Source organism: Ruegeria sp. AP11, assembly GCF_056535865.1.
The window spans coordinates 3,429,875-3,453,916 of record NZ_JBQFJB010000001.1 but is presented as its reverse complement, the minus strand read 5'-3'; the positions used below and the strand labels follow the sequence as shown (position 1 = coordinate 3,453,916).

Sequence of the window (24,042 nt, the reverse complement as noted above, 5' to 3'; positions counted from 1 at the left end):
AGAATGGGTGCGTCAATCCTGATACCACCAAACCTGAGGCATATATTCCGGCCCGTCGCCATAGATGGGCAGGGTTTCGGGTTGCTTCAGCTGTTTCGCGTGGGCAATGCGCCCGACATCGAAGCTCCAGATCGGGATGACATAGCGACCGGCGGTTAGCACGCGATCCAATGCGCGGGTGGCGGCAACAAAATCCTCATGGCTTTCCGAGGCCAGCATCGCATCGATCAGCCCGTCGACCGCAGGCGAGGCCACACCCATCAGGTTTCGCGTGCCCGGCGAGTCAGCGTTCTCTCTGCCCCAATACAGGCGCTGCTCATTGCCCGGAGACAGCGACAGAGCTCGGCGAAAGATGGTCATGTCGAAATCCAGCTCGGCGGTGCGACCGGTGTATTGCGCGCTGTCGACCTGTTCGATGGTCACCGCAATACCCAGACGTTCCAGCGCGCGGGTATAGATCTCCATCGCCGTCATATTGTCGCTGTCGCCCTGTTGCAGCAGGACCGTGATAGTGAACGGCTCTCCCTTGTCATTGCGCAAGACGCCGTCCTGAATGGTCCAGCCCGCCTCGGCCAGCAGTTTTGCGGCCTTGCGGAGGTTGGCGCGATTGCGGGCCGATCCGTCGCCCTCGGGTGGTGTGTAGCCTTCGAGTGTACCGGGTGGCAGGTCGGCGGCGTAGGGTTGCAGCAGCTCGGCCACCCGGCCCGTCGCCGGCCCCGGTTGCATGGCAAGGTCCGAACCCGAGAAATACGAGGTGATCCGGGGCTGTGCGCCGCCGGTGATGGTGTCGTTGATGAACTCGAAGTTGAAGGCCAGCGTCAGCGCCTCACGCACGCGCCAGTCATCGAACGGCGCTTTGCGTGTGTTCATGACATAGCCCGTCATGCCCGAAGGTTTGCCGTGCGGAATTTCCGTCTTGATCACATCGCCGCGTTGAACGGCGGGAAAGCCGTATTGGGTGTCCCACTTGTCGGCGTTGAATTCGCGCACGGCGGTCAGTTCACCGGCCTTGAAGGCCTCGAACAGTACGGTCGCATCGCCGTAGAATTCGATCCGCATTTCATCGAGGTTCATGGTGCCTTTGCGGAAGGGAATATCCGCGCCCCAGTAATCGGGGTTCCGCCTCAGGGTGACATAGCGCCCGGCCTCATAGTCATCCACGACATAGGGGGCCGACCCGATCGGGATGTCGTGAAGCGAGGCATTGGCGAAATCCTTACCTTCCCATTGCGCCTTTTGCAGGATCGGGCGCAGACCGGCGATCAGCGCCAGTTCGCGGTCGGGCTCATTGAAGGTGATGCGCACCGTTCGCGGGCCTGTCTGTTCGATACTGTCGATCTTACCCCAGAGCCCGCGATAGCGCAGGTGCCCTTCGGTGCCCAAAACCTCATACGACCAGATCACATCATCAACAGTGACGGGTGATCCGTCTGAAAATGCGGCGTTCTCACGGAGGGTAAATTCGACCCAGGAGCGGTCCTTGGCCGTTTCAACTGATTCGGCTAACAACCCGTAAAGAGTGAAAGGTTCGTCCCAGGACCGGCCCATCAGGCTTTCATGGGTCCAAAATCGCAACTGCCAGGGTGACGTGCCTTTTTGCACAAACGGGTTCAAGCTGTTAAAGGCGCCGGTATTTCCGAACACAACTTTGCCGCCCTTGGGTGCGTCCGCGTTTGCGTAGGGCAGCGACACAAAATCCGGTGGTAGGGCCGGTTCGCCATACATAGCTATGCCATGGGCCGATTCTGCCGACGCCAGAGAGGCAACAAAAATGCAGGTGATTCCCGCAATAAGGGGTCGAACGGGGCGAAGATAATCGGGGCTCATTTTGGAAACAATCCTGCTCTGGCCTTATTTTGTTTGGGATTCATCGTAGCCATGATTTTTCCTGTTTTCAAACTTTTAGCTTGGACGAAGGCGCAGAATTGCTTATAAAGGATGCACTGCTCGATAGGTTTCTTGCCTGTATGAAACCTGCCTCAATAACTTAACGCCCGCTTCGTGCGGGCGTTTTTTTTGGCCAATCGGGCCGGGAAACAAACCTGTCATCATTCCCCGTTTTCTTTGCAGGTGCAGCATGGCACTGTGTCCACGAAATGGAATCCAGAAGGGAAAGTGTCATGAGTCTGTCGGGCAAAACAGCCGTCATCACGGGATCGAATTCAGGGATCGGGCTGGGCATCGCCCGCGAACTGGCGAAGGCCGGGGCGAACGTGGTGCTGAACTCATTCACCGACCGGGACGAAGATCACGCGCTGGCCGCTGAAATCGGGCAAGAGACGGGAACCAATGCGCGCTATATCAAGGCGGACATGTCCAAAGGGGATGAGTGTCGTGCCCTGATCGAGCAAGCGGGCGCCTGCGACATTCTGGTGAATAATGCGGGCATTCAGCACGTCGCCCCGATCGATCAGTTTCCGGCTGACAAGTGGGATGCGATCATCGCGATCAACATGAGCTCGACCTTCCACACCATGGCAGCGGCACTGCCGTTGATGCGCGCGGCGGGCTGGGGGCGGATCGTGAATATCGCCTCGGCCCATGGTCTGACGGCCTCGCCCTTTAAGGCGGCATATATTGCGGCCAAGCATGGTGTGGTCGGGATGACCAAGACCGTGGCGCTGGAAACTGCGCAGGAACCGATCACCTGCAATGCGATCTGCCCGGGCTATGTGCTGACCCCGCTGGTCGAGGCGCAGATTCCCAACACGATGAAAGAATACAACATGAGCCGTGAGGATGTGGTGAAGAACGTTCTGCTGGAACGGCAGCCATCGAAAGAGTTTGCCACGGTCGAGCAGTTGGGTGGAACCACGATTTTCCTGTGCTCGGATGCGGCGGCGCAGATTACCGGGACAACGATTTCGGTCGATGGGGGCTGGACAGCGCTGTGACTTTCAGTGGGGGCGTTGCCCCCACACCCCCGGGATATTTTTGGCCAGATGAAGGGAGGATCCGGTGAAACAGATAAATCTGGCTTTGCAAGGTGGTGGCGCGCATGGCGCGTTTACCTGGGGAGTTCTGGATCGGCTGCTGGATGAAGAGGATATCGAGGTTGCGGCCATCACCGGAACCTCGGCGGGGGCGCTGAACGGGGCGGCATTCAAATCCGGGATGGTGCATGCAGGGCGCGATGGGGCGCGTGAGAGCCTGAACGGTTTGTGGAAGCGCATGGGGGCCGTCGGAGATATGCGGATCGCCCATTGGATGCGTGGCATCGAGCCCGCTCATGTCGCGCAGGCGCTGGAATACTCGGTTCCGTTTTCGATGGCCGAGGCGTGGTCGCGGCTGGTGTCGCCCTATGCTTATGGACCGTTTTATCGCAACCCGCTGACCCCGGTGGTCGACCGGTTCAACTTTGATGAGATTTGTGCTGATGAGGGGCCAGAATTGTTTGTCTGCGCCACTTGCGTGCGTAGCGGCAAGATTCGGGTATTCACCGGCGAGGAGATTTCGACCGATGCCATTCTGGCTTCGGCCTGTTTGCCCAACCTGTTTCAGGCGGTTGAAATCTATGATCCGAAATCTGGTCGGACCGAGGCATACTGGGATGGCGGCTATACGGGCAACCCGGCGCTTTATCCGCTGTTCAATGCGGGTTTGCCGGATGACGTGGTGATCGTGAACATCAATCCGCTGGAGAGGGATGAGGTTCCCAAAACGCCGCACCAGATCCAGAACCGGGTCAACGAGATCAGCTTTAACTCGTCGCTTTTTCGCGAGTTGCGGGCAATCAATTTCGTTCAGCGCCTGCTGGCCGAGGGCAAACTGAAGGCGGGCGAGATGAGCCGGGTGCTGGTTCACATGATCGCTGATGACGCCTTGATGAACGATCTGTCGGCGGCCACCAAGATCGTGCCGAATCCGGTTGTGCTGAACCGGTTGAAACGCGCAGGGCGCGCTGCGGCGGATCAGTTTCTAAGCCTGCACAAGGACGATCTGGGTGAGCGCAGCACCGTCGATCTGCCCGCAATGTTCGGTTGATTATTCGGGCGGTTCGGTCGGGTCTTTTTCGTTGGGATAGACAAGGCCGGCAGAGATTACCAGTTTGGCGGCGTCTTCGATGGTCATATCCAGCAGGATCACGTCTTCGGCGGGGAAGAACAGCAGGAAACCGGATGTGGGGTTCGGGGTTGTGGGGACAAACACGCTCAGCAATTCGCCCCCGGTTTCGGCGCGATCGCTGACTTCACCGCGGGCCGTGGTCGAGACAAAGCCGATGGCCCAGATGCCCCGGCGCGGGTATTGGATCAGGCAGGCTTTTTCAAAGGACCGTTCAGTCTGGGCGAATACTGTTTCCGAGATTTGCTTGATGCCGGAATAGACCGAACGGACAACCGGCATCCGGTCGACGACGCTTTCGGCGAAGTGGATCAGTGAGCGGCCCAGAATGCCCTTGGCTATCCAGCCGACGATGACGGTGAAGATCAGGAAGATCACCACGCCGACACCGCGCAGATTGATGCCAACATATTCCGACGGTTGGAACTTCTGCGGGATCAGCGGCAGGACCGCGCTGTCGATCCAGCCGACCACCGACCAAATCAGCCAGATCGTCAACCAGACCGGTGCGATGACGACGATACCCGTCAGGAAAGACGCGCGCAGACTGCTCAGCAGGCCAGAGCGGCGGTGGGGTTCTTCGTCAAACGGCGTGTTCATTGCGGTCCTGAGTGGTTTTGCGGATTAATTAAGCAGTCAAGGGCCTGGGTACAATAGGCCCCCGGTCACGGTGCCGATTTGGCCAGCTCGCGCGCGATGGCGGCAGCCAGACGGGCATTGTTGCGGACCAGCGCGATATTGGCGGTGAGGGAGCGGCCCTCGGTCTGTTCATAGATACGTTGCAACAGATAGGGTGTGACGCCCTTGCCGGTGATGCGGTGCGCTTCGGCGTCGGACTGGGCGGAGGCGATGATCGGGGCCAGTTCGTCGGACGGGATCTGATCGGCGTTCGGGATCGGGTTGGCCACCAGTTGACCACCGGGCAAACCCAGCGCGCGGCGGGTGGCGTGGGCCTTGGCGATGTCGGCGGCGCTGTCCATGCGCAGCGGGGCCGCGAGCGGAGATTTCGCGGACCAGAATGCCGGGAATTCGTCCTGTCCATGCGCGATGACCGGCACGCCCAGCGTTTCCAGAACCTCAAGCGTTTTGGCGAGGTCGAGGATGGCTTTGGCCCCCGCCGCCACAACCGTAACCGGGGTCTGGGCAAGCTCATGCAGGTCGGCGGAGATATCGAACGAGGTTTCGGCCCCCTGATGGACGCCACCGATGCCGCCGGTGGCGAAGACCTCGATGCCAGCATAATGCGCGGCGATCATCGTGGCCGCGACCGTGGTGGCGCCGGTGCCGCCAGTGGCGAGGCAGGCGGCCATGTCGGCGCGCGACAGTTTGGCGACGCCTTGCGCCTGACCCAGCGCGCTCAGCTGGTCGGCTTCAAGGCCGATATTCAGAACGCCGTCGATCACGGCGATTGTGGCCGGTATCGCGCCTGCGTCGCGGATGTCCTGTTCGACCTGTGCTGCGACCTCGATGTTCTGAGGATAGGGCATGCCATGGGTGATGATGGTGCTTTCCAGCGCCACGATGGGCTGGCCTGCGTCTTTGGCGGCGCGGACCTCGGCGGAATAGTGCAGGGTGATCACAGTGGGGTTTCTCCGGAAACATAGGTTGCGGCGGCGTGCAGGGCGCGGGTGAGGGCCGCGTCGTTATCTGCGCCATTTGCCTCGGCGGCGATATGGGCCGCCATGAAGGTATCCCCAGCGCCTGTCACGCGGGTGACCAGAACGGAAGGGGGTGTTTGGGTCAGAACGCCATCAGCATCCCCGACAGAGGCTGAACTGCCGCTATCGGTTACCAGCACCCGCAGCGCACCGCGATCCAGCAGGCCCTTGGCGGCGCTTTCAGAATCGGTGAATTCGCGCTGGCACAGCAGTCCGGCCTCTTCAAGGTTTACATACAGCGTCGCGCGGGCGTGTTTGAGGAAGGGCAACAAGCGTTCCGCCTTGCCGGGCGAGGCAGGCGCGACGCGCAGATCGGCTTTGGCGAAGGCCGGGCTTTGGGCGATCTCTTCCAGCAGGGTCAGCGTCAGGTTGCCATCCAATGCGATCAGGCCTTCAAAGGGCGTGTTCTCATAGCCCAGCGGCCCGTGCATCAGGGGGCGCAGGATCTTGGCACCGGCGGCTTCAAGCGAATGCGCGTCCGCAATCGCGGCGATCAATCCGTTGGCCCCTTCGACGGCCATATATCTGTCGGTCGGCAGGTCTTGCGAGCGATAGATGTGATCGGTGACCATCCCGAGGCGCGCGCAGGATTGAACCAGCTCGTCGCCCTCGGCATCGCGGCCAATAGCCGTCAGCAGCGTAGGGGTCATACCGAACCGCACCAGTGTCATGGCGATGTTCATAGCAACGCCGCCGGGCAGGCGGGTGATGCGGCCCGGCACGTCCGAGCCCTGACGCATGGCGCTGGCCGACCGGCCGATCACGTCCCACAGGACCGAGCCGATACACAGGATTTCGCTGTTCTTGTTCATGCCTCGTGTCATGCCGCAGCCCCGGCGCGGGTGCAAGGGTTAACGCTCACATCCCTCAGCGCATTGCGGCTATCAGAGAGTTCAGCGCGTCCAGCGGGTTGTCCTGCGACCAGATTTCGTCTCCGATGCCGAAGAAATCGGTACAGGCGGCAAGGTCTCGGACCAGATCAGTGGTCAGGCCGCCTTCGGCCACAACGGGGACTTCGATCATCTCGGACCACCATTGGAACAGGTCTTTCTCGGCCTGTGTGCCATCACCGAGGGTGGCGGAACCGACCGGACCGAAGGCAACGTAATCCGCACCGCTTTCTCCTGCGGTCATGCCGTCATGGCTGGAGGCCCCGCAAAAGCTGCCGACAATGGCGTCCGCGCCCAGTTCCTTACGGGCTGCCCGGATGGAGCGCGCGCCGTCATCCAGATGCACCCCGTCCAGTCCCAGCCTCTGCGCAAGCAGAACATGGTTAGAAATCACGATGGCCACATCGCGCGCATGCGCCACCTCGCGGCAGGCATCGGCGGCGCGCGCGATGGTGTCTTCGTCACTGCCAGCCAGGGCCAGACGGATACAGGCGATCTCGGCCCCGTCCAGCACGGTTGCCAGCTTGTTCGTGAACGTACTCAGCTCGATGGTCGGAGGCGTGATCAGGTAAATCTGCGGCTGCTCGGGGGTGTCCATGGCGCATCCTTCGGTGTTCATTCTTTGGCGGGGTTTAGCGGATTGGGCGGGGGAAGCAAACTTTTATGCTTGCCGGGCGTCTATTTGGCGGCGGAACAAGCCGGGGCGGCTTGCCCTTGCCGGGCGCGGCCATTAGAGCAGGCGGAGTTTTTTGGAGTAAGCCATGCCCAGCGACACATCCCAGCCTTCCTTCGTTCTGGTGCGCCCGCAGATGGGCGAAAACATCGGTGCCGCGGCGCGGGCGATGTGGAATTTCGGGCTGGATCGGATGCGGATCGTGTCCCCGCGCGACGGCTGGCCCAACCCCAAAGCGGTCGCCATGTCCAGCGGCGCCGGGCGATTGCTGGACGAGGCGCAGTTGTTCGACGATCTGGCCGCATCGCTGGAGGATTCGACGTTCGTATTTGCCACCACGGCACGGCAGCGCGGGCTGACCAAGCCGGTTTACAGCCCGGAGCGTGCGATGCAGCTTGCAGCGCAGAAGGTGGCGGCGGGCGAGAAAGTGGCCGTGCTGTTCGGCCCCGAACGCGCCGGGCTTGAGAATGAGGATATCGCCAAGGCCAATGCCATCATCTCGGTGCCGGTGAACCCGGAATATGCCTCATTGAACCTTGGGCAGTGTGTGTTGCTGACGGCCTATGAATGGATGCGCCAAACCGGAGACGTTGTTCACGAAGCGACCGATCTGGGCAAGGGTGACTGGGCGACGGGCATCGAGGTTGAAAAGCTGGTCGAACATTACGAGGACCGGCTGGAAGAGGCCGGGTTCTTCTATCCGCCCGAAAAGGCCGAAGGGATGAAGACCAATCTGCGCAATTTGTGGTCGCGGATGCGGATGACGCGGTCCGATGTGCAGATGCTGCACGGGATCATGCGGCAGATGGTCCGCTGGAAGGATAAGGGCTGAGGCTGGACCTCGGCCCGCCTTGGCCCTAGCTTGCGACGAAATCAAAGACATGAGGCCAGCATGAGTGGCAAGCGCAGCATCTTCGAAGAGGTCTCGGGCGACCAGAAGCAGGAAGCGGTTCAGCCCGGCATGATCGACCGTGGGCGCGGTGGCGCGCGCGGGGCGATCCGTGTCTGGTTGATGATCCTGTTTGCGCTTGTGGTGATCATGATTGCCGTCGGTGGCCTGACGCGCCTGACCGACAGCGGCTTGTCGATCACCGAATGGCGGCCAATTACCGGGGCCATCCCGCCGATGAATGAGGCCGACTGGCAATCCGAGTTCGACAAATACAAAGAAATTGATCAGTGGCGCATCCAGAACCAGTGGATGGAGCTGGACGATTTCAAATCCATCTATTGGTGGGAATGGGGCCATCGACAGCTTGGCCGTGTGATCGGCCTCGTTTGGGCCCTAGGGTTCTTTGGTTTCCTTGCGGCGCGCAAAATTCCGACAGGATGGGCCGGCAAGCTGCTGATCCCCGGCGCTCTGGGCGGCGTGCAAGGCGCGGTCGGCTGGTGGATGGTCGCCTCGGGCGTGACGCAGGGCGAAGGCATGACCGCTGTGGCCAGTTATCGTCTGGCGGTGCATCTGGGGCTGGCCTTTGTCATCCTCGGGTTTCTGGCGTGGTATATCTTTGAACTGGGGCGCGAAGAACGTGACCTGATGCAGGCTCGCCGCGCGAAAGAGGCTAAACTGTTCTCGCTGTCGACCGGCCTGATGCATTTTGCCTTTTTGCAAATACTCATCGGCGCGCTGGTGGCAGGGATCGACGCCGGAAGATCATACACTGACTGGCCGCTGATCGGCGGGCAGCTGCTGCCGCCGGATGCCACCATGCTGGAGCCTATCTGGCGCAATTTCTTCGAAAGCCCCGGTCTGGTGCAGTTCATCCACCGGTGTACAGGTTATTTGCTGTTCATTTTCGCCATCATCGTCTGGCGGCGCGGCGGCAGCAGCGCGCATCCGCAGACGCGCTTTGCCTTCAACGCCATGTTCGCAGCCCTGTCGCTGCAGGTGGTCGTGGGCATCATTACCGTTGTCTATGCAGCGCCATGGCAGATCGCCATTTTCCACCAGTTCATGGCCGTGGTCGTCTGGACCCTGATCCTGCGTGCGCGGTTCCTGACAGCTTATCCCATCGCAACATCTGTGCGCGGAGTTTGATCCCATGACAGCATTCAACGACCTGATGGCCTTTCAGCGCGAAACCTCTGCCCTGGGCCAGATTGCCGGACGGCTGGGTTGGGACCAGGAAACCGTGATGCCGCGCGGGGCCGCGCCGCAACGGGCCGAGGAAATGGCCGCGATCGAGGCCGTGCTGCACGCTCGCCGATCCGACCCGCGTGTGGCCGATTGGCTGGAACAGGCCGCACCGCAGGATGAGGTCGGCAAGGCGCAGCTGCGTGAAATCCGCCGCGCTTACGAGCGTGCGGTGAAGGTGCCCGCTGATCTGGCAACGGCCATCGCACGTGTGACATCGGCGGCACAAGGACAATGGGCGCAGGCGCGTGCGGACGAAGACGTCTCTGCCTTCCTTCCCGTGTTGAGCGAGGTCGTATCCCTGAAACGTCAGGAGGGCGAAGCTCTGGCTCAGGGCGGCGACGTCTATGACGCCATGGTCGAGGATTATGAGCCCTATACAACCGGCGCCCAGATCGCCGCCATCTTTGACGAAATGCGCCCGCGACTGGTTGCCTTGCGAGCCGCCGTTCTGGATCGACCCGAGCCTGCGGCTCTGACCGGCAGCTTCGATGAACTGACCCAGATGCGACTGTCGCAAAAGCTGGCCGAGGCGTTTGGATATGACTTGAACAACGGACGCGTCGACAAGGCAGTGCATCCGTTCAGCTCGGGCAGCGGTCTGGACGTTCGGATCACCACCCGCACCAGCGAGACCGACCCGTTCAACTGTTTCTATTCCACGATTCATGAGGTCGGCCACGCCGCCTATGAACAAGGCATCGACCGTGACTATCTGCTGACCCCGCTGGGCAGCGGCGTTTCGATGGGTGTGCATGAAAGCCAAAGCCGAATCTACGAGAACCAATTGGGCCGTTCCCGCGCGTTCACCGGATGGTTGTTTGAGCAGATGAAAGAGGCGTTTGGCGATTTTGGCATCGCCGATGCGGATGCGTTCTATGCCACCGTCAACCGTGTCCATAACGGTTACATCCGCACCGAGGCCGATGAGGTGCAATATAACCTGCACATCATGCTGCGGTTCGATCTGGAACGCGCATTGATGGCCGGTGATCTGCAGGTCGGCGATCTTGAGGCCGCCTGGAATGACCGCTTCAAAGCCGATTTCGGCTATGCGGTCGACAGACCTTCGAACGGGTGTTTGCAGGACGTGCACTGGTCGGTTGGCCTGTTTGGCTATTTCCCGACCTATTCGCTGGGCAATGTCTATGCCGGGTGTCTGTATCAGGCGCTGCGGGGCGCGGTGCCGGGGCTGGATGCGCAGCTGGCTAATGGGGATACCTCTGGCGCCACAAGCTGGTTGCGCGAGCACGTGCAGCAACATGGCGGGCTTTACGCCCCGCGCGAGATCATTCGGCGCGCCAGCGGGGTAGAGCCGGGGCCGGAGCCACTGTTGACGTATCTGGAGGACAAATTCGGGGCGCTCTACGGTCTTTGACTCTGGTACATCCCGCGGCTTCAGACGGGCCCTGAAGGCACCATTTCGATACGCAGAGCGACGGCGGCAAAGAACAAGCCGCTTCCGGCCAGCACGAATACGTGCCAGATCGTGTTGTGATAGGGCAGCCAATCCAGAAGATAAAAGACCACGCCAGCGGTATAGATGAGGCCCCCGGCAATCATCAGGGTCAATGTGCCTGGAGACAGCTCGGCCAGCATGGACTGACCCGCCCAGACAGCGGCCCAGCCCATCAGCAGATAAAGCACCAGCCCGAACCAGCGGAACCGGTTCGGGTCGATCATCTTCAGAACCGAACCCAGCGTTGCGGACGACCACAACCCCAGCAACAACCCCGGTGGTTGCGAGGCCGAGAGCAGCAGGAAGGGCGTATAAGTTCCGGCGATTTTCACGTAGATGCCGGAATGATCGAGACGGCGCAGGACATCTGCCCACTCGTCGTGTTCGATCATGTTGTAAAGCGCCGAGAAGGTCAGCATCAGGACCAGCGTGATCCCATAGATCGAAGCGCCCAATACCGCCGCGGGATCGGAGCGGTAAAAGACCGTCATGACGATCAGCACCGGAACCGCGATAATTGCCGAAGATACACCCAGCACATGTATTACACCGTCGCTTATGCGTTCTGCACGGCTGTAGGCGGGGCGGATATGGGCGAAAGACCACATAATAAAAAGCTAGGCTTGTGATCGGTCCCGGGCAAGCTTGCCCTCCGGGCCGTTGGCGGGAATGTGTGCCAGAACGTAAAAAACGCCCGCGAAACGGGCGTTTTGTTACATTTCTGTAGTGCTTTGTTATTCCTCGGCTTCTTCGTCACCCTGATCGGCGATCCAGGCAACGCTGACAACTTCTTCGCCTTTGCCGGTGTTGAAGACCCGCACACCGCCCGCGCTGCGGGACCGGAATGAGATGCCCTCGACCGGCACCCGGATCGACTGACCCTTGGAGGTGGCCAGCATGATCTGGTCGTCCAGTTCTACCGGGAAGGACGCCACCAACTCGCCGCCGCGCATCGCCTTATCCATCGCGGCCACACCCATGCCACCGCGTCCGCGAACGGGGTAGTCATGCGACGAACTCAGCTTGCCCGAGCCGCCTGCGGTGATAGTCAGGATCAGGTTCTCGGCCGCCGACATCTCGGCATAGCGTTCCTGCGGCAGCACACTGTCGGCGTTGCCTTCGTCCTCGTCCGCCTCGGTCTCGTCGGTGATGCCGGCCATCAGGCGGCGCATCTTGAGATAAGCGGCACGTTCGTCCGAGGTGGCCTCGAAATGGCGGATCACCGACATCGACACAACCTCATCCGAGCCATTCAGGCGCACACCGCGCACCCCGACCGATGCGCGGCTGTTGAACACCCGTACATCCGTGGTCGGGAACCGGATTGCGCGACCGGATTTGGTGACCAGCATCACATCGTCATCTTCGGAACAGATGCGCGCGTTGATCAGCTTGGTGTCGGCGTGCTCATCCTCGAATTTCATCGCAATCTTGCCGTTGCGCTTGACGTTGGTGAAATCCGACAGCCGGTTGCGCCGCACGGTGCCTGCGCTGGTGGCAAAGACGATCTGCAGGTTCTCCCACTCTTCATCCGGCACATCGACCGGCATGATCGCCGCGATGGAAACGCCCGTGGGGATCGGCAGGATGTTGACGATCGCCTTGCCTTTGCCGGTCCGCCCCGATTGCGGCAGGCGCCAGGTCTTGAGCTTGTAGACCATGCCATCGGTGGTGAAGAACAGCAGCTGCGTGTGGGTGTTGGCCACGAAGAGGTTGGTGACCACGTCCTCTTCTTTGGTCTGCATCCCCGACAGGCCCTTGCCGCCCCGTTTCTGGGCGCGGAAATCGGCCAGCGGCGTGCGCTTGATGTAACCGCCCGAGGTGACGGTCACGACCATGTCCTCACGCTCGATCAGGTCCTCGTCTTCCATGTCGCCGGACCAGTCGACGATCTCGGTGCGACGGTCGACGGCGAACTTTTCGCGGACGTCGCGCAGCTCATCACCGATGATCGACATGATGCGTTCGCGCGAGGACAGAATATCCAGGTATTCCTTGATCTTGGCGGCCAGTTCTTCCAGCTCGTCCGTGACCTCCTTGACACCCAGTTGGGTCAGGCGCTGCAGACGCAGGTCGAGGATGGCACGGGCCTGTACTTCGGTCAGGTTATAGGTGCCGTCATCGTTCATCTTGGACAGAGGATCGTCGATCAGGCGCAGATAGCCCTCGATCTCGGCGGCGGGCCAGCGGCGGGTCATCAGCTTTTCACGCGCCTCGGCAGCATCTGCCGATGAGCGGATGGTGGCAACCACTTCATCCACATTCGAGACGGCCACGGCCAGACCACACAGGATGTGGCTGCGTTCGCGCGCTTTGCGCAGATCGTATGCGGTACGGCGGGCCACGACATCCTCGCGGAAGTCGATGAACGAGGTCAGGAATCGGCGCAGGGTCAACTGCTCGGGTCGGCCACCGTTCAGGGCCAGCATGTTGCAGCCGAAGGACGTCTGCATCGGCGAGAAGCGATAGAGCTGGTTCAACACCACTTCGGGCGTTGCATCGCGTTTCAGTTCGACCACGACACGCACGCCGTTGCGGTCGGATTCGTCCTGCACGTGGCTTACACCTTCGATGCGCTTTTCACGCACTGCCTCGGCGATCTTTTCGATCATCGAGGCCTTGTTTACCTGATAGGGGATCTCGTCCACGACAATCGCGTATCGGTCCTTGCGGATCTCTTCGACTCGGGTCTTGGCGCGAATGATGACGCTGCCGCGACCCTCCAGATAGGCTTTGCGCGCACCAGACCGACCCAGCATCACGCCGCCGGTCGGGAAGTCGGGGCCGGGGACGTATTCGATCAGTTGTTCTGAGGTCAGGTCCGGGTCATCGATCAACGCCAGCGTGGCATCGACGACTTCGCCCAGATTGTGCGGCGGGATGTTCGTGGCCATACCCACAGCGATACCACCGGCCCCATTGACCAGCATGTTCGGGAACCGGGCGGGCAGGACGGTCGGTTCCTTGTCCTTGCCGTCGTAATTGTCCTGAAAATCGACCGTTTCTTTTTCGATATCGGCCAGCAGGGCGGCGGCGGGCTTGTCCATGCGCACTTCGGTATACCGCATGGCCGCCGGGTTATCCCCGTCCATCGAGCCAAAGTTGCCCTGACCGTCCAGCAGCGGCAGCGACATCGAGAAATCCTGCGCCATCCGCACCAGCGCGTCATAGATGGCTGAGTCACCATGCGGGTGGTATTTACCCATCACATCGCCGACCGGGCGGGCCGATTTGCGGTAGGCCTTGTCGTGGGTATTCCCCGTCTCGTGCATGGCGTACAGAATCCGCCGGTGCACCGGCTTCAGCCCGTCGCGCAGATCGGGGATCGCGCGGCTGACGATGACGGACATCGCGTAATCGAGATACGATGTGCGCATCTCGGATTCGATGGAGACCGTCGGGCCGTCATATGCCGGGCGCTCGGGCGGGGTTTCGTCCATGTTTTCTGGGGTTTCTGGCGTATCGCTCACGTAAACTGCCCGTATCTTGTTTTGGGTCTATATCTTGTGGATGCACCTTATCAGACCCGGCACATAAGGTGCAAGCAAGCTGATCATTTCGCGAAAAATACCGCGGTAACACGAGGGTAACATATTGTTATCTAAGTATTAGGAGAGTTCCGTGTTACCCTGAAGAGACCTTGCAACAAGTTTGGAGGTCTGCATGACGCAAAATGAAACCGAATTGATGCTCAAAGGGTACGGGCTGACGACGGCGGAATTCTTCTATCACATGCCCGACTATATTCACGTTCTGAACACGTTCATCTGGCAGGATTACGACCTCGCTCCGGATCATCCGAAGCTGTTTGAGTTCGTGGAATTCTGGCAAAAAGAGATTGAGGGACCGCTGCATTCGGTCCGCTTCACGCATCGCAAGATGATCGCGCCGGGGGAATGGCGCAACATGGTGGGGGAGTTCCGGGTCAACTGACCTTCAGGCTGAACAGCTTGCCCCGCCCAAGACACAGAATTTGGCGCAGTGCGGGTGGTTCAGGTGCACCTCGGCCTCGGCCTCGGCCAGTGTCGTGCCCAATTCGAATTCCGGCGCATAGGGCAACAGGGTGCAGGCCAGTACGGCGGGGCTATGCGCGCCTTTGCGTTTCACCACCATGCGCGAGCTGGCGCACATCACCGCATCGGGGGACTTGTCCAGAATACCCCAGCAGGCGGTGGTGATTTCGGGCACTTCAACCGTTTCGTCCATTTCCGGGAACAGGACAGTCTGACCCAGGTTCCCGGCATCAATGTCAAACCCGTGTTCGGCAAAGAATGCAGCATACCCGGCGCGGCTTTCGGCGTCGGTATCGCCCCAGACGGTACGACCGGCGATGGCCATCCTGAAGCCATTATCGCGCAGCCACCGCATCCCCGCGACGGTCTTGTCAAAACTGCCCGCGCCGCGTTCCTCGTCATGAAGTTCGGGTCGATAATGGTCGACCGAAACGCGTAGGGTCAGCTTGTCGCCATAGGTTTGCTGCAGCTCCAGCAACCCGTCGCGCATCTTGCGGCGCATCATCGGGAGCATCGCATTGGTCAGGATCAGAACCTCATACCCCCGTTCCAGCGCGGCGCGCGTCATGTCGATCATCTCGGGGTTCATGAAAGGTTCGCCGCCGGTAAAGCCGATTTCGCGGATGGGCCAGTTGCGCGCGTCAATCTGATCCAGATAGTCGCGCACCTCATCCGCGGAGATATAGACCAGGGCATCGTTGGTGGGGCTACTGGCGATGTAACAATTCACGCATTCGATGTTGCACAAGGTGCCGGTGTTGAACCACAACGTCTCGGGGTGGGTCAGCGCAACCGACGCGCGGGTCTGACCGTCTGCTGTCACCAAGCTGTTTTGAAACTTGCCGATATTGGCGACCTGAGGGGCGTTGTCTTTCATTCCGGTATCCGGTTCTGTGCAATTGCCGAACTGACTTAACCTCTTGTGTCATGAGAGTTAAGTGCGATGGACCGTTGCTGACGGAGTTTTGATGATGAAAGATTATTGACTCATGATTGCGCTAACATTGGACATGACCCGAGCGGCAAGGTAAGGAAAACCCATGGTTTCTCGTGTCATACCTGTTGACCCGTTCGATCTGGTCATATTCGGTGCAACCGGCGATCTGGCGCAGCGCAAGATCGTTCCGGCGCTGTTCCGACGCTATTGTGCCGGTCAATGGCCGGAAGGCACGCAGATCATCGGTGCCGCGCGCGGGGATCTGCGGCGTGAGGCGTTTCGCAATATGATCTCCGAATCGCTGCATCAGCATGTGCTGGTGCAGGCCGGGGATGCCGAGGCGCTTCAAGGTTTCATGCAGCGGGTTGACTATGTCTCGCTGGACGCCCTGTCTGATGACGGGTGGGCAGAATTGGCTGGCAAGTTGCAGACGGATCGCGTGCGGGCCTTCTATTTCTCGGTCGGGCCGGGCCTGTTCGGTCCGCTGGCCGAGCAGATCAAGGCGCATGATCTATCGACCGATCAGACGCGGATTGTGGTTGAGAAACCGTTTGGCCGCGATCTGGAAAGTGCCCGGGCATTGAATGCAACGCTGGCCGCACATTTTGACGAGGGTCAGATTTACCGGATCGATCACTATCTGGGCAAAGAGACGGTTCAGAATCTGATGGCCGTCCGCTTTGGCAATATGCTGTTCGAGCCGCTCTGGAACAGCCAGTATGTCGACCATATTCAGATCACGGTGGCCGAAACGGTCGGCATTGACGGGCGTGAGGAATACTATGAGCGCGCAGGTGCCATGCGCGACATGATGCAGAACCACCTGATGCAGCTTTTGTGCCTGATCGCGATGGAGCCGCCCGCGAAATTCGATCCCGACGCAGTGCGGGATGAAAAACTCAAGGTGATCCGGGCGCTGGATTCGGTCGAGCCGCACCATATCGTACGCGGCCAGTTTGCCGGAGGCGCTGCGGGTCGGGGATATCGCGAAGTAGTCGGAAATCCGCGCTCGACCACGGAAAGCTACGTGGCCCTGCGCGCCCATATCAGCAATTGGCGATGGGCAGGCACACCGTTCTATCTGCGCACGGGAAAGGAACTGGTGGCGCGGTCGTCGGTCATCAATGTGATGTTCAAGGACGCGCCGCATTCGATTTTCGGGGAAGAGGCCGGGCGCCATGCCAACGCGCTTTCGATCCGCCTTCAGCCCAACGAAGGCATCACGCTGAAAGTGACGATCAAGGAACCCGGACAGGGTGGAATGCGACTGGTTGACGTGCCGCTGGACATGAGCTTTGCCGAGGCGCTGGGGCCCGAAAGCCAGAATCCGCCCGATGCTTATGAACGGCTGGTCATGGATGTCATTCGCGGCAACCAGACCCTGTTCATGCGGGGCGATGAGGTCGAGGCTGCCTGGGCCTGGACCGACCCGATCATCGCCGGGTGGGAAGCGCGCGGCGATGTGCCCAAACCCTATGAAAGTGGCAGCACCGGCCCCGGCGACGCCGAATTGCTGATGAAACGAGATGGTCGCCGCTGGCAAGGGATTAACCCATGAATATCAAAGAATATGCCGACCGTGACATGCTGGCGATCGATGTCGCCAATGATCTGGCCGGAGACCTCGAATCCGCCTTGCTGCACCATGATATGGTCTCGCTTGCGGTTCCTGGTGGCACAACGCCGGGGCCGGTCTTTGATGGCCTTTGCGCTGCCGATCTGGAATGGGATCGGGTGCGTGTTTTGCCCACGGATGAGCGATGTGTTCCCGGGGATAGTGAGCGTTCGAACGAACGTTTGATCCGGGAACGTTTGCTGACCAGCCGCGCCTCGGTCGCGCAATACGTACCGCTTTACGTTGAGGGGCACGAGCCCGAGGACGTTCTGCCCGAGATCGAAAGCCTGATAAACCCGGTTCTGCCGCTTTCGGTTCTGGTGCTTGGGATGGGAGAGGACATGCACACCGCCTCACTGTTTCCGGGGATGGCGGGGCTGGAGGCTGCCTTAAACAGCCATGCGCCCACGCTGGCCGTCGCCCGCACCGATGTACAGCCCGAAGCACGCATCACGCTGACCGCCCCGGTTCTGGACGGCGCATTGTCAAAACACCTGATCATCTTTGGCACCGCCAAACGCGATGCGCTGGAACGGGCGATGACCTTGCCCCCCGAAGACGCCCCGATTGCCGCCGTACTGAGCGGCATGACCGTGCATTGGGCGGAGTAGGGGCGATGGAATTGGAGAGCCTCAAAACCTATGCTGCATTGACACGAGATCATCGCATCGAAGATCTGTTCAAGACCGACCCGGCGCGGGCGCAGAGTTTTTCGGCCTCCACGGGCGATCTGCTGTTTGACTATTCGAAAACGCAGATCGACGCGCCGATCCGGTCAGAGTTGATTGCGCTTTGCGACCGGGCCGGACTGGCCGCGCGTCGCGAGGCCATGTTCTCCGGTCAGAAGATCAACGAGACCGAGGATCGTGCCGTTCTGCACACGGCGCTGCGCAACCTCGATGGCGGGCCGGTCGCGGTTGACGGGCAGGATGTGATGCCCGAGGTGCTCACCACGTTACAGCGGATGCGTGTCTTCGCCGAGGAAGTGCGCGGAGGCGCGATTCAGGGGGCAGGGGGCAGTTTTACCGATGTGGTGAATATCGGCATCGGCGGCTCGGATCTGGGGCCCGTCATGGCGACCCATGCGCTGTCGCCGTATCATGATGGGCCGCGGTTGCACTATGTCTCAAACGTGGATGGCGCGCATATCGCGGATACGTTGCGCACACTTGATCCGACGCGCACGCTGATCATTGTGGCCTCAAAAACCTTCACGACGATCGAAACCATGACCAACGCGCGCACTGCGCGGGCATGGATGGCGGAGGGCGGGGGCGATCCGTCGCAACAATTCGCAGCCGTCTCAAGCGCCGTCGACAAAACCGCCGCCTTTGGCATCCCCGAGGCACGCGTGTTCGGATTTGCCGACTGGGTGGGCGGTCGCTATTCGGTCTGGGGACCGGTCGGCCTGCCGGTGATGATTGCCGTGGGCTCGAACGCGTTCGATGCGTTCCTGCGGGGCGGGCAGGCGATGGACCTGCATTTCCGCGCGGCGGAATGGGCCGAGAACATGCCGGTGATGCTGGCGCTTGTGGGTGTCTGGCATCGTCAGGTGCTGGGCCACGCCAGCCGCGCGGTGCTGCCCTATGATCAGCGCCTGCTGCGCCTTCCGGCCTATTTCCAGCAGCTTGAGATGGAATCGAACGGCAAATCCGTTGCGATGGATGGCAGCGATCTGACCCTGCCATCAGGCCCGGTGGTCTGGGGGGAGCCCGGAACCAACGGGCAGCATGCGTTCTATCAACTGATCCATCAGGGCACCGACGTGATCCCGTGTGAGTTCATGGTGGCTGCCGAAGGGCACGAGCCTGAACTGGCCCATCATCACCGGCTGCTGCTGGCCAATTGTCTGGCCCAGTCCGAGGCGCTGATGCGGGGTCGTTCGCTGGAGGAGGCCCGGTCGCGCATGGCAGACAAGGGCCTGACCGGAGGTGAGTTGGAACGTCAGGCAAGACACCGCGTCTTTCCCGGCAACCGGCCATCGACCACATTGATTTACCCGCAACTGACGCCCTTCGTGCTGGGCCAGATCATCGCGCTCTATGAGCATCGTGTGTTTGTCGAAGGGGTGTTGCTGGGCATCAACTCGTTCGATCAATGGGGCGTTGAGCTGGGCAAGGAACTGGCGACGTCTCTGGGGCCGATTGTCGATGGCGAGGTCGGGACCGAGGGCAAGGACGGCTCCACCGCCGCGCTGGTTGAATTCGCCTTGCGTCATCGCGATTGACGCGACACCCGGTCGCACTCTCTTATTGTCAGACAATTGAATTCTTGGCAGGGTTGTTGCCAAGAAACAAAGGCGCAGTCTGGCGCCGACGATGGGAGGGACGTCCATGCTGGGACAGATGATGACGCAGCCTTTGCTGATTTCGTCGCTGATTGATCACGCCAAACGCTATCACGGCCAGACCGAGATCATCTCGGTCGAGACCGACGGAACCGTGACCGAAACCAACTGGGCCGGGATTGCGCGGAACGCCCATCGGATGGGTTCGGCGCTGGTAAAGCTGGGGCTGCAGCCGCAGGATCGCGTAGGCACGCTGGCGTGGAACAACCGTCGCCATCTTGAGATTTACTATGCGGTTTCGGGCGCGGGCTTTGTTTGCCACACGATCAACCCCCGCCTGTTCCCAGAACAGCTGACCTATATCATCAACCATGCACAGGATCGGGTTCTGTTCTTTGATGCAACTTTCCTGCCGTTAGTTGCTGCGCTGCAAGAGCATCTGACCGAGGTGCAGCATTTCGTGCTGATGGGCGCGCGGGATGAGGCCGCGCTGTCTCAGGTGCCGGGGCTTCTTTTCTATGACGAGCTGATTGAAACCGGTGATGTGGATTACGCGTGGCCCAGCTTTGATGAGAACACCGCCTCCAGCCTCTGCTACACCTCCGGCACGACGGGCAACCCCAAGGGTGTTCTTTATTCGCATCGGTCTACAGTTCTGCACAGCTTCGCATCGAACACGCGCGACGTGATCGGCTATTCCGCCATGGATGTGGTGATGCCGGTGGTGCCGATGTTCCACGTCAACGCCTGGGGCTCGCCCTATGCTAGTGCCATGTCCGGCTCGCGCATGGTGTTGCCGGGGCCGGGCCTGCATGGCGAAGCGCTGGTCAATCTGATCGATACATATGGTGTGACGCTGGCAATGGGCGTGCCGACGATCTGGCAGGGCCTGCTGGCCCATGCTGCGAAATGCGGAACGAAGCTGGAAAGCCTTAATCGTACCGTGATCGGCGGTGCTGCATGTCCACCCTCGATGATCGAAACCTTCCGCGAGACCTATGGCGTGGATACTGTCCACGCCTGGGGGATGAGCGAGATGAGTCCGCTTGGCACAACGAACTACCCGATGGCCAAACATCTGGACATGCCCGTCGAGGCCCAGCACAAGCTGCGTGAAAGCCAGGGTCGTCCGCCCTTTGGGGTTGAACTGAAAATCGTTGACGATGACGGCAACGATCTTCCCCATGACGGAGAGACACAGGGCGATCTGATGGTGCGCGGCCACTGGGTGCTGGACAGCTATTTCCACATGCAGGATGAGGCCTTGCTGCAGGAGGGCTGGTTCGCAACCGGCGACGTGGCGACATTGGACCCGGACGGGTACATGACCATCCGCGACCGGTCGAAGGACATCATCAAATCAGGCGGCGAATGGATCAGCTCGGTCGAGTTGGAGAATATCGCTGTCGCGCATCCGCAACTGGCGACCGCTGCCGTTGTGGGGGTGCCACATCCGAAATGGGATGAACGGCCCCTGCTGGTTGCCGTGAAAGCAGAAGGCGAAGAGCCGACCGAACAGGATTTGTTGTCATTCTTTGACGGTAAAATCGCCAAATGGCAGGTGCCGGACAAGGTTGTATTCGTCGATGCGCTGCCGCTGAACGCGACCGGAAAGGTCCTGAAACGCAACCTGCGCGCCGATTTCAGCGATGCGCTGATGGGGTAAGTGCCAATCTGGGAAGAATGGCTCCGGCGGTAGGGATCGAACCTACGACCAATTGATTAACAGTCAACTGCTCTACCGCTGAGCTACGCCGGAACGGTTCGCGCCGTATAGCAACCTGTTTCTGCGACGTCCAGAGGGATCGTGGAGTTTTTTCATCGAAATATTCCACGCAGAAATCGACGGTCGCCCAAGGCGCGAATTTGGCTGAATTTAGGGTGATTTGGCTCCGGCGGTAGGGATCGAACCTACGACCAATTGATTAACAGTCAACTGCTCTACCGCTGAGCTACGCCGGAACTGAGGCGCATATAACAACCCGGATTTTCGCCGTCCAGAGGCGAAGCGCATGGCCCGGAAAAAAATTTCTGTTCAAGCGATGCGCCAGAAACGAGCGCTTTCGGAAAGGTCACCTTCGGGCGCAACCCGGGACCGGCCGGTCAGGTCGACCAGATGGGCAAAGACGTTCCGCTCGGCCGCGCGCAGCAAGGCGGCGGGGGTTTCGGTATAGATTCGCTGCGCAAGCTCTGACGGTGTCGCGGGACATTGTTCCAGAACGCCCAGAATTTGCGCTTCTCTTTGCAATCTGTGGTCAATCAACCAATCCAGACGCCCGGCGGGATTGGTGACAGGCGCGCCGTGGCCGGGGTGAAAAACCGACCACTCCCGCGCGCGCAGGCGGTGGCAGGCGGCCATGAAATCGGTCAGGTCCCCGTCGGGGGGCGAGACCAGCGAACTGGCCCAGCCCATGACGTGATCAGCCGTAAAGCAGATATCGTCCCATGCCAGCGCGATATGGTTGCCCAGATGACCGGGCGTGTGGATGACCTCAAGCTGCCAGCCATCAGCCGAAACATGCGCGCCGTCTTCGAGTTCGATATCAGGGCGGAAATCGGCATCGATTCCCTCGCCACCGCCCGCCAGCCCGTTCTGGGCCAGCGTGGACATGACGTCGCTGCGACCGGCCTGCGGGCCACCAAAGGCCAGAACGGGCGCACCGGTGCGGGCTGAAAGCGGCGCAGCCAGCGGTGAATGATCCAGATGGGTATGGGTGACAAAGATGTGGCTTATCCGCTGGCCGGGCTGCAGGGCGTCAAGGATGGCTTGCAGATGCGCATCGCTCAGCGGCCCCGGATCGATCACGGCAATGTCGCAGTTCCCCAACAGATAGGTATTTGTCCCGCGATAGGTCATTGGCGAGGGGTTGGGGGCCAGGACCCGGCGCAGGCCCGGTGACAGCGCGTGAACTTGCCCTGGCGCAGGGTTGAAATCGTCGGGGGCTTGCATCGTGACCTCTTCCTCTTACCCGGGCAGCCCGCTAGGTTTAGCGCATGTTGTTGCAATGGCTCAAACCTTATATGCCGCGCAGCCTTTATGCGCGCGCCGCATTGATTCTGGTGCTCCCGGTCATCGTTGTCTTGTTGGTGGTCGCCATCGCCTTTCTGCAGAAACATCTTGAGGAAGTCACCGCCCAGATGACCCGCACCACCGCGCGCGAAGTCTTGCTGGTGATGGATGGAATGAAGGGGGCGGAAACCCAGCAGCAGGCTTTGGCTGCAGTGCGAAAGGACCTATCGGTTCTGGATATGTCAGCCCGTTTTCTGGACCTTAACGAAATGCCGCAGAATGGGACCCGGCGCTGGTATGATTTCGTTGCGTCGCAGGTGGATGCCGAACTGCACGCGCGCATTCCCGAGGTTGAGGAGATCGAGCTGCCCAACGGACAAGAGGTCCGGTTGTATCTGGCGACTGATCTGGGAACGCTCGAGCTGGGTTTTGACAGGCGGCGGTTGTCACCGACAGCTCCACATCAGTTGATCGTGACGATGGTGTTCTTTGCCGGTCTGATGACGTCGATTTCGTTTCTTTATATGCGCAATCAGTTGCGCCCGATCACGCGTCTGGCCGATGCGGCGCAGGCCTTTGGACGTGGTCGCAGCGTGCCCTACACCCCCGGCGGCGCCATCGAGGTGCGGGCCGCAGGCAGCGCGTTTGTCGACATGCGCGCCCGGATCGAGCGGCAAATCGAGCAGCGTACCCTGATGCTGTCGGGGGTCAGCCATGATTTGCGCACCCCGCTGACGCGGCTCAAGCTGGGCCTGTCTTTCTTGCCCGAGGATGAGGCGGCGCCGTTGCTGCAGGACGTCGATGAGATGCAATCCCTGCTGGATGCGTTCCTTGATTTCTCGCGCGGAACAGCTGAAAGCGCACCCGAGTCGGTTACGCCCGAAACCTGGCTGAGCCAGATCGTCGATGACGCGCAGCGCGCTGGTCAGCAGGTTGAACTGGTGTCCGTCGAAGGGCAGGGCAGTGCCATGCTGCGCCCGACCGCCATGCGCCGGGCGGTTGAAAACCTGATCGGGAATGCGATCCGCTACGGGAGCAAGGCCGAGGTCAGCCTTTCGTTGACACCAAAATCCCTGCGCATCCGGGTCGAGGATGACGGCCCCGGCATCCCGCCCGAACAGCGCACCGAAGCGGTGCGGCCCTTTACCCGGCTTGACCCCGCGCGAAATCAGAATCAGGGCAGCGGCGTCGGTCTTGGCCTGGCCATAGTCGCCGATATCGCCCGCGTGCATGGCGGCACCTTGCGGCTGGGCAGCAGCAAAAAGCTGGGTGGGTTATGCGCGGATATTGTCATAGGGCGGTGA

Annotated in this window: 20 protein-coding genes and 2 tRNA genes; 11 read left to right on the top strand and 11 right to left on the bottom strand. The window is 60.6% G+C overall.

Going from position 1 to position 24,042, the window contains the following annotated elements:
- Positions 1-12 precede the first annotated feature (12 nt).
- Positions 13-1,827 (bottom strand): extracellular solute-binding protein, encoded by a 1,815-nt coding sequence (locus tag ACR3E4_RS17250; RefSeq protein WP_480532168.1) that lies wholly within the window; start codon positions 1,825-1,827, stop codon positions 13-15.
- A 293-nt stretch (positions 1,828-2,120) separates the two neighbouring features.
- On the opposite strand from ACR3E4_RS17250, the gene ACR3E4_RS17245 reads away from it, so the two are divergent.
- Together ACR3E4_RS17245 and ACR3E4_RS17240 are read left to right on the top strand one after the other, a co-directional pair.
- Positions 2,121-2,894, top strand: coding sequence for a 3-hydroxybutyrate dehydrogenase (locus ACR3E4_RS17245; RefSeq protein WP_480532170.1), 774 nt, complete (start codon positions 2,121-2,123; stop codon positions 2,892-2,894).
- A 64-nt stretch (positions 2,895-2,958) separates the two neighbouring features.
- The gene (locus tag ACR3E4_RS17240) at positions 2,959-3,984 is read left to right on the top strand and encodes a patatin-like phospholipase family protein (RefSeq protein ID WP_480532172.1); all 1,026 of its coding nucleotides are present in this window, start codon (positions 2,959-2,961) and stop codon (positions 3,982-3,984) included.
- On the opposite strand, the gene ACR3E4_RS17235 is transcribed toward ACR3E4_RS17240, so the two are convergent.
- From ACR3E4_RS17235 to ACR3E4_RS17220, 4 genes are all read right to left on the bottom strand, one after another.
- On the bottom strand, positions 3,985-4,662 hold the full coding sequence (locus ACR3E4_RS17235; RefSeq protein WP_480532174.1) for a DUF502 domain-containing protein: 678 nt from the start codon (positions 4,660-4,662) through the stop codon (positions 3,985-3,987).
- 65 nt (positions 4,663-4,727) lie between these two features.
- Positions 4,728-5,642 (bottom strand): pseudouridine-5'-phosphate glycosidase, encoded by a 915-nt coding sequence (locus ACR3E4_RS17230; RefSeq protein WP_480532176.1) that lies wholly within the window; start codon positions 5,640-5,642, stop codon positions 4,728-4,730.
- A complete protein-coding gene (locus tag ACR3E4_RS17225; protein WP_480532178.1) occupies positions 5,639-6,532 on the bottom strand; it encodes a PfkB family carbohydrate kinase in 894 nt (297 codons plus the stop codon). The genes ACR3E4_RS17230 and ACR3E4_RS17225 overlap by 4 nt, the downstream gene beginning before the upstream one ends.
- Before the next feature lie 55 nt (positions 6,533-6,587).
- Positions 6,588-7,208 carry a thiamine phosphate synthase gene (locus ACR3E4_RS17220; RefSeq protein WP_480532180.1) on the bottom strand — a complete coding sequence of 207 codons (621 nt, stop codon included), beginning with the start codon at positions 7,206-7,208 and terminating at the stop codon, positions 6,588-6,590.
- Positions 7,209-7,371: 163 nt separating this feature from the next.
- On the opposite strand from ACR3E4_RS17220, the gene ACR3E4_RS17215 reads away from it, so the two are divergent.
- The 3 genes from ACR3E4_RS17215 to ACR3E4_RS17205 are packed head-to-tail and all read left to right on the top strand — an operon-like array spanning position 7,372 to position 10,795.
- Positions 7,372-8,115 (top strand): RNA methyltransferase, encoded by a 744-nt coding sequence (locus tag ACR3E4_RS17215; protein WP_480532182.1) that lies wholly within the window; start codon positions 7,372-7,374, stop codon positions 8,113-8,115.
- A 60-nt stretch (positions 8,116-8,175) separates the two neighbouring features.
- A complete protein-coding gene (gene ctaA / locus ACR3E4_RS17210; RefSeq protein ID WP_480532184.1) occupies positions 8,176-9,321 on the top strand; it encodes a heme A synthase in 1,146 nt (381 codons plus the stop codon).
- A 4-nt stretch (positions 9,322-9,325) separates the two neighbouring features.
- The gene (locus tag ACR3E4_RS17205) at positions 9,326-10,795 is read left to right on the top strand and encodes a carboxypeptidase M32 (RefSeq protein WP_480532186.1); all 1,470 of its coding nucleotides are present in this window, start codon (positions 9,326-9,328) and stop codon (positions 10,793-10,795) included.
- A 20-nt stretch (positions 10,796-10,815) separates the two neighbouring features.
- Here ACR3E4_RS17205 and trhA read toward each other — a convergent pair whose 3' ends face one another.
- Together trhA and gyrA are read right to left on the bottom strand one after the other, a co-directional pair.
- Positions 10,816-11,484 (bottom strand): PAQR family membrane homeostasis protein TrhA, encoded by a 669-nt coding sequence (gene trhA, locus ACR3E4_RS17200; RefSeq protein WP_480532188.1) that lies wholly within the window; start codon positions 11,482-11,484, stop codon positions 10,816-10,818.
- A 126-nt stretch (positions 11,485-11,610) separates the two neighbouring features.
- A complete protein-coding gene (gene gyrA, locus ACR3E4_RS17195; RefSeq protein ID WP_480532361.1) occupies positions 11,611-14,316 on the bottom strand; it encodes a DNA gyrase subunit A in 2,706 nt (901 codons plus the stop codon).
- Positions 14,317-14,539: 223 nt separating this feature from the next.
- Here gyrA and ACR3E4_RS17190 point away from each other — a divergent pair, with 223 nt between their 5' ends.
- Positions 14,540-14,809: an usg protein gene (locus ACR3E4_RS17190; protein ID WP_480532190.1), complete on the top strand. Its 270-nt coding sequence runs from the start codon at positions 14,540-14,542 to the stop codon at positions 14,807-14,809.
- Between the two features lie 3 nt (positions 14,810-14,812).
- On the opposite strand, the gene ACR3E4_RS17185 is transcribed toward ACR3E4_RS17190, so the two are convergent.
- Positions 14,813-15,766, bottom strand: a complete 954-nt coding sequence (locus ACR3E4_RS17185; protein ID WP_480532192.1) for a radical SAM protein — start codon at positions 15,764-15,766, stop codon at positions 14,813-14,815.
- A gap of 163 nt (positions 15,767-15,929) precedes the next feature.
- Between ACR3E4_RS17185 and zwf the strand changes: the two genes are divergently transcribed.
- The 4 genes from zwf (at position 15,930) to ACR3E4_RS17165 (ending at position 21,394) form a co-directional block, all read left to right on the top strand.
- Complete coding sequence (zwf, locus tag ACR3E4_RS17180; RefSeq protein WP_480532194.1) at positions 15,930-17,384, top strand: glucose-6-phosphate dehydrogenase; 1,455 nt, start codon at positions 15,930-15,932, stop codon at positions 17,382-17,384.
- Positions 17,381-18,052 carry a 6-phosphogluconolactonase gene (pgl, locus tag ACR3E4_RS17175; protein WP_480532196.1) on the top strand — a complete coding sequence of 224 codons (672 nt, stop codon included), beginning with the start codon at positions 17,381-17,383 and terminating at the stop codon, positions 18,050-18,052. Before zwf ends, pgl begins: the two co-directional genes overlap by 4 nt.
- A gap of 5 nt (positions 18,053-18,057) precedes the next feature.
- The gene (gene pgi / locus ACR3E4_RS17170) at positions 18,058-19,668 is read left to right on the top strand and encodes a glucose-6-phosphate isomerase (RefSeq protein WP_480532198.1); all 1,611 of its coding nucleotides are present in this window, start codon (positions 18,058-18,060) and stop codon (positions 19,666-19,668) included.
- Between the two features lie 106 nt (positions 19,669-19,774).
- Positions 19,775-21,394, top strand: coding sequence for a long-chain-fatty-acid--CoA ligase (locus tag ACR3E4_RS17165; protein WP_480532200.1), 1,620 nt, complete (start codon positions 19,775-19,777; stop codon positions 21,392-21,394).
- 18 nt (positions 21,395-21,412) lie between these two features.
- On the opposite strand, the gene ACR3E4_RS17160 is transcribed toward ACR3E4_RS17165, so the two are convergent.
- The 3 genes from ACR3E4_RS17160 to ACR3E4_RS17150 all read right to left on the bottom strand — a co-directional run bounded on the left by ACR3E4_RS17160 (position 21,413) and on the right by ACR3E4_RS17150 (position 22,678).
- Positions 21,413-21,487 (bottom strand) — tRNA-Asn (locus tag ACR3E4_RS17160).
- A 128-nt stretch (positions 21,488-21,615) separates the two neighbouring features.
- Positions 21,616-21,690: transfer RNA gene (locus tag ACR3E4_RS17155), tRNA-Asn, on the bottom strand.
- A 73-nt stretch (positions 21,691-21,763) separates the two neighbouring features.
- Positions 21,764-22,678, bottom strand: coding sequence for an MBL fold metallo-hydrolase (locus tag ACR3E4_RS17150; RefSeq protein ID WP_480532202.1), 915 nt, complete (start codon positions 22,676-22,678; stop codon positions 21,764-21,766).
- A gap of 44 nt (positions 22,679-22,722) precedes the next feature.
- On the opposite strand from ACR3E4_RS17150, the gene ACR3E4_RS17145 reads away from it, so the two are divergent.
- Positions 22,723-24,042 (top strand): ATP-binding protein, encoded by a 1,320-nt coding sequence (locus tag ACR3E4_RS17145; RefSeq protein WP_480532204.1) that lies wholly within the window; start codon positions 22,723-22,725, stop codon positions 24,040-24,042.

What these genes read in the sequence shown, in the direction of transcription:
- ACR3E4_RS17245 (WP_480532170.1), top strand. Translation starts at nt 2,121, where the DNA reads ATGAGTCTGTCGGGCAAAACAGCCGTCATCACGGGATCGAATTCAGGG.
- pgi (WP_480532198.1), top strand. Translation starts at nt 18,058, where the DNA reads ATGGAATTGGAGAGCCTCAAAACCTATGCTGCATTGACACGAGATCAT.
- ACR3E4_RS17190 (WP_480532190.1), top strand. Translation starts at nt 14,540, where the DNA reads ATGACGCAAAATGAAACCGAATTGATGCTCAAAGGGTACGGGCTGACG.
- ACR3E4_RS17150 (WP_480532202.1), bottom strand. Translation starts at nt 22,678, where the DNA reads ATGCAAGCCCCCGACGATTTCAACCCTGCGCCAGGGCAAGTTCACGCG.
- ACR3E4_RS17205 (WP_480532186.1), top strand. Translation starts at nt 9,326, where the DNA reads ATGACAGCATTCAACGACCTGATGGCCTTTCAGCGCGAAACCTCTGCC.
- trhA (WP_480532188.1), bottom strand. Translation starts at nt 11,484, where the DNA reads ATGTGGTCTTTCGCCCATATCCGCCCCGCCTACAGCCGTGCAGAACGC.
- pgl (WP_480532196.1), top strand. Translation starts at nt 17,381, where the DNA reads ATGAATATCAAAGAATATGCCGACCGTGACATGCTGGCGATCGATGTC.
- zwf (WP_480532194.1), top strand. Translation starts at nt 15,930, where the DNA reads ATGGTTTCTCGTGTCATACCTGTTGACCCGTTCGATCTGGTCATATTC.
- ACR3E4_RS17145 (WP_480532204.1), top strand. Translation starts at nt 22,723, where the DNA reads ATGTTGTTGCAATGGCTCAAACCTTATATGCCGCGCAGCCTTTATGCG.
- ctaA (WP_480532184.1), top strand. Translation starts at nt 8,176, where the DNA reads ATGAGTGGCAAGCGCAGCATCTTCGAAGAGGTCTCGGGCGACCAGAAG.
- ACR3E4_RS17185 (WP_480532192.1), bottom strand. Translation starts at nt 15,766, where the DNA reads ATGAAAGACAACGCCCCTCAGGTCGCCAATATCGGCAAGTTTCAAAAC.
- ACR3E4_RS17235 (WP_480532174.1), bottom strand. Translation starts at nt 4,662, where the DNA reads ATGAACACGCCGTTTGACGAAGAACCCCACCGCCGCTCTGGCCTGCTG.
- ACR3E4_RS17225 (WP_480532178.1), bottom strand. Translation starts at nt 6,532, where the DNA reads ATGAACAAGAACAGCGAAATCCTGTGTATCGGCTCGGTCCTGTGGGAC.
- ACR3E4_RS17215 (WP_480532182.1), top strand. Translation starts at nt 7,372, where the DNA reads ATGCCCAGCGACACATCCCAGCCTTCCTTCGTTCTGGTGCGCCCGCAG.
- ACR3E4_RS17220 (WP_480532180.1), bottom strand. Translation starts at nt 7,208, where the DNA reads ATGGACACCCCCGAGCAGCCGCAGATTTACCTGATCACGCCTCCGACC.
- ACR3E4_RS17250 (WP_480532168.1), bottom strand. Translation starts at nt 1,827, where the DNA reads ATGAGCCCCGATTATCTTCGCCCCGTTCGACCCCTTATTGCGGGAATC.
- ACR3E4_RS17165 (WP_480532200.1), top strand. Translation starts at nt 19,775, where the DNA reads ATGCTGGGACAGATGATGACGCAGCCTTTGCTGATTTCGTCGCTGATT.
- gyrA (WP_480532361.1), bottom strand. Translation starts at nt 14,316, where the DNA reads ATGGACGAAACCCCGCCCGAGCGCCCGGCATATGACGGCCCGACGGTC.